This is a genomic window from Frateuria sp. (assembly GCF_035695185.1).
GTDB lineage: Bacteria > Pseudomonadota > Gammaproteobacteria > Xanthomonadales > Rhodanobacteraceae > Frateuria_A.
The window spans coordinates 1-4,029 of sequence record NZ_DASSES010000175.1; the positions used below are offsets into that span (position 1 = coordinate 1).

Sequence of the window (4,029 nt, forward strand, 5' to 3'; positions counted from 1 at the left end):
GCCTGGCTTTGCGCAAAAGGCCCGCATCGGCAAGGCCGACTACGAGCGGCTGTACGCCGAGTCGCTGCGCGATCCGGAAGAGTTCTGGGCAAAGGTGGGCCAGCGTCTGGATTGGGCGCGCGCACCGACGCAGATCAAGGATGTCTCCTTCAATCCGGCCGATCTGCACATCCGCTGGTACGCCGATGGCATGCTCAACGTGGCGGCCAATTGCCTGGATCGGCACCTGGCCGAACGTGGCGACAAGACGGCGATCATCTTCGAGGGCGACGATCCGGGCGAGTCGCGCCGGCTCAGCTACCGCGAGCTGCATGCGGAGGTGTGCAAGTTCGCCAACACGCTCAAGCATCTGGGCGTGGTCAAGGGCGACCGTGTGGCGATCTACCTGCCGATGATCCCGGAAGCGGCGGTGGCGATGCTCGCCTGCGCGCGCATCGGTGCGATTCATTCGGTGGTGTTCGGCGGCTTCTCGCCCGACTCGCTGGCCGGGCGCATCGCCGATTCGCAATGCAAGCTGGTGATCACTGCCGACGAGGGCGTGCGTGGCGGCAAGCGGATTGCACTCAAGGCCAACGTGGACGCCGCGCTGGAGCGGCCCGGCACCAGCAGCGTGGAAACCGTGGTGGTGGTGCGCCGCACCGGCGCGGCGGTACCGATGCAATCGCCGCGCGACCGTTACTGGCATCACCTGATGGACGGCCAGAGCGCCGATTGTCCGGCCGAGCCGATGGAAGCGGAGCACCCGCTGTTCATCCTCTACACCTCCGGCTCCACCGGCAAGCCCAAGGGCGTGCTGCATACCTCCGGCGGCTACCTGGTGTATGTCAGCTATACCCACGAGTGCGTGTTCGACCTGCGCGAGGACGACGTCTACTGGTGCACGGCGGACGTGGGCTGGGTCACCGGCCATAGCTACGTCGTCTACGGACCGCTCGCCAACGGAGCCACCACGGTGATGTTCGACGGGGTGCCGAGCTACCCCGACTGCAGCCGCTTCTGGGAGGTGGTCGACAGGCATCGGGTGAGCCTGTTCTACACCGCGCCGACCGCCATCCGCGCGCTGATGCGCGAGGGCGAGGCGCCGGTGAAGAAGACCTCGCGCGCGAGCCTGCGGCTGCTCGGCACGGTGGGCGAGCCGATCAACCCGGAAGCCTGGGAGTGGTACTGGCGCGTGGTCGGCGACGAGCGCTGCCCGGTGGTCGACACCTGGTGGCAGACCGAGACCGGCGGCATCCTGATCAGTCCGCTGCCGGGAGCGATTGATGCCAAGCCCGGTTCGGCCACGCTGCCGTTCTTCGGCGTCAAGCCCGCCATCGTCGATGCGATCGGCCAGGTGCTCGAGGGCGCGGCCGAAGGCAATCTGTTGCTCACCGATTCCTGGCCGGGCCAGATGCGCACGGTCTACGGCGACCACCAGCGCTTCATCGAGACCTATTTCAGCGCCTACCCGGGCAACTACTTCACCGGTGACGGCGCACGCCGTGACGAAGACGGCTACTACTGGATCACCGGGCGCGTGGACGACGTGATCAATGTCTCCGGCCACCGCATCGGCACCGCCGAGGTGGAGAGTGCGCTGGTGGCGCACCCGAAGGTGGCCGAGGCCGCGGTGGTGGGCTGCCCGCACGAGATCAAGGGCCAGGGCATCTATGCCTACGTCACGCTGGTCGTCGGCGAGGAAGGCAGCGATGCGTTGCGCCGCGAACTGGTGGGGTGGGTGCGCAAGGAGATCGGCCCGATCGCCACGCCCGACTACCTGCAGTGGGCCCCTTCGCTGCCAAAGACGCGTTCGGGCAAGATCATGCGACGGATCCTGCGCAAGATCGGCGAGAACCAGCCCGAGCAGCTGGGCGACATTTCCACGCTGGCCGACCCGGGCGTGGTGCAGAAGCTCGTGGACGAGCGGCTGGTGAGGTAGGACCGTGCGGTCGGGGCCCGCCCGGGCGCGATCGCTCTCCCGGCAACGCGCGCTGCGGCCGGGGTTGCCCATGGGCGCGTTCCGACCGGCCTGCGTTCGCCGGCTGTCCCTTTGCTACCGTTCCGTCCATGCCATCCCTGCTCACCGATGTCCCCGCGATCGCCGCCCGACTGGACGACGACACCCTGCACGTCTGGCAGCTTCATTACGACCGGAGTCGGGGCCGCGCGCCGTTGCTGGGGCTGCTCGCCGGCTACCTCGGCGTGCCGGCCGATGCGGTCCGGCTGGTTGCCGGCCCGCATGGGCGGCCACAGCTTGCCCCGACGCAGGCGTGCGCACTGGATTTCAACTGGTCGCACAGCGGTGACTGCGCACTGGTGGCCCTCGGGCGCCGGGTGGCGCCGGGCATCGACGTCGAGCGGCGCCGCGCGCGGCCTCGGGCGCTCGAGCTTGCGCGGCGCTATTTCCATCCGGCCGAGGCCGCCTGGCTGGCCACGCAGCCGTCACGGATGCGCGCCGAGGCATTCCTTGCCCTGTGGACGGCCAAGGAGGCGGTCCTGAAGGCGTTGGGCCGGGGCCTGGCCTTCGGTCTGCACCGGCTGGAAATCGACGTCGCAACGGGCGCGCCGCAGCTGCGTCGGCTGGAGGGGGAGCGCCCCGAAGCGTGGCAGTTGCAGGCGCTGGAGATCGACCCGGCCTACCGCGCGGCGCTCGCCTGGCGCGGCCCGCCGCGCCGGATCGACCGATGGATACTTGCCGACGCCGGTTGATCGGCGCACTGTTGCCGGTCCCGTCCCGGCACATCGGCACCATGACCTTGCTCAGCGTCAACCTCAACAAGATCGCTGTACTGCGCAACTCACGCGGCGGCACCGAGCCGGATATCCTGCGCGCCGCGCACACCTGCATCGAAGCCGGTTGCGGCGGCATCACGGTGCATCCTCGACCGGACCTGCGCCACGTGCGACCGGACGACGTGCGCGCGCTCGCGGCGATGCTGCGCGGCAAGGTCGAATACAACATCGAGGGCAACCCGTTCGCGCCCGCGCGTGGGCCGTATCCGGGCCTGGTTGCGCTGGCCCGCGAGGTCCGTCCCACGCAGGTGACCCTGGTACCGGACAGCGAAGGCCAGATCACCTCCGACCACGGCTTCGACCTGGCTGCCGACTGCGAGCGGCTGCGCCCGCTGGTGGCCGAGCTGCGGGAGATCGGTTGCCGGGTCAGCCTGTTCGTGGATGCCGGCGCCCAGGGTTTCGAACAGGCGGTGGCGATCGGTGTCGAACGTGTCGAGCTCTACACCGGACCTTACGCCGAGGCGTTCGCCGAAGGTGATGCGCGCCTGGCGTTGGCTGCCTGCGCGGATACGGCGCGCCACGCGCAGCAGGCGGGCCTGGCGGTCAATGCCGGGCATGACCTCAACCAGGCCAACCTGGGCGGCTTCAAGGCAGCCATCCCCGGCCTGGCCGAGGTGTCGATCGGCCATGCGCTGATCGGCGAAGCGCTGTACGACGGCCTGGCGCCGACGGTGCGCCGCTACCTGCAGATCCTGCGCTGAACCGCCCGGCGGTTGCCGCCCACGTACATCCCCACGGACCGTTGAGGCGACCCCGGAAAGCAAAACCCCCGCATGCGCGGGGGTTTGCCGGTAGCGTTGATCCGCCTGAGATCATTGCCCTTCGGTGAAGCCGATCTTGGTCAAGCCGTAGCTCTTGGCATCGGCCAGCACCCGCGCGACCGACTCGTAAGCCACGCCGTCATCCGCGTTGATCTGGATTTCCGGCTGGTTGGTCTGCTGGGCGATGACCGCCATCTGCGCCTTCATGCCCAGCTCGTCCACCGGCGTGTCGTTCCAGTACAGCGCGCCGGCCCGGTCGATCTTGAGCCGGATGGGCTCGAGCGGGTTTTCGGGCTGGACGATGTTCGGGTTCGGCTGCGGCAGGTCGATCTTCACCTTGTGGGTGAGCATCGGTGCCGTGATCATGAAGATGATCAAGAGCACCAGCATCACGTCGACCAGCGGCGTGACGTTGATGTCGGCCATCGGGCCGCTGGTGTTTCCGGAACTGAAAGCCATCGTCTTACTCCTTGCCGGTCGTCATGAAACCGACATG

4 protein-coding genes are annotated in these 4,029 nt (G+C 68.4%); 3 read left to right on the top strand and 1 reads right to left on the bottom strand.

Features of this window, described 5'->3' with window-relative positions:
• The 3 genes from acs to VFH59_RS14120 all read left to right on the top strand — a co-directional run.
• A partial coding sequence (gene acs, locus VFH59_RS14110; RefSeq protein WP_325165545.1) for an acetate--CoA ligase occupies window positions 1-1,918 on the top strand: 1,918 nt, incomplete at its 5' end.
• Between the two features lie 128 nt (window positions 1,919-2,046).
• The gene (locus tag VFH59_RS14115) at window positions 2,047-2,688 is read left to right on the top strand and encodes a 4'-phosphopantetheinyl transferase family protein (protein WP_325165546.1); all 642 of its coding nucleotides are present in this window, start codon (window positions 2,047-2,049) and stop codon (window positions 2,686-2,688) included.
• Window positions 2,689-2,729: 41 nt separating this feature from the next.
• The gene (locus VFH59_RS14120) at window positions 2,730-3,473 is read left to right on the top strand and encodes a pyridoxine 5'-phosphate synthase (protein ID WP_325165548.1); all 744 of its coding nucleotides are present in this window, start codon (window positions 2,730-2,732) and stop codon (window positions 3,471-3,473) included.
• A gap of 111 nt (window positions 3,474-3,584) precedes the next feature.
• Here the strand turns inward: VFH59_RS14120 and VFH59_RS14125 are convergent, their stop codons facing one another.
• Window positions 3,585-3,992 carry a biopolymer transporter ExbD gene (locus VFH59_RS14125; RefSeq protein ID WP_325165547.1) on the bottom strand — a complete coding sequence of 136 codons (408 nt, stop codon included), beginning with the start codon at window positions 3,990-3,992 and terminating at the stop codon, window positions 3,585-3,587.
• Window positions 3,993-4,029: the final 37 nt, after the last annotated feature.